Source organism: Streptococcus sp. 210928-DFI.4.42 (assembly GCF_020554365.1).
GTDB classification, from domain to species: domain Bacteria; phylum Bacillota; class Bacilli; order Lactobacillales; family Streptococcaceae; genus Streptococcus; species Streptococcus parasanguinis_S.
Genome location: NZ_JAJCHF010000077.1, coordinates 1 through 238, shown reverse-complemented (window position 1 = coordinate 238; position 238 = coordinate 1). Strand labels below are relative to the sequence as shown.

Genomic DNA, 238 nt, shown 5'->3' with positions numbered 1-238 from the left:
ACCGCGTCCGCGCCGTGCTGATCCATCAGCGGGATGGGCTCCAGGACGTTGCCCAGGTGCTTGCTCATCTTGCGCCCGTCGTCGGCCAGGATGTGGCCCAGGCACACGACGTTGCGGTAGGAGGACTGCTCGAACACCAGCGTCCCGATGGCCATGAGGGAGTAGAACCAGCCGCGGGTCTGGTCGATGGCCTCGCAGATGAAGTCCGCCGGGTAGCGCTCTGCGAACACCTCCTCCG

The 238-nt window shown here is 66.4% G+C and carries 1 protein-coding gene; it reads right to left on the bottom strand.

Annotation, left to right across the window (positions count from 1 at the left end):
* Positions 1-238, bottom strand: a 238-nt coding sequence (locus LIZ08_RS10365; protein ID WP_227038829.1) for a class I tRNA ligase family protein, incomplete at both ends; no start/stop codon positions are given.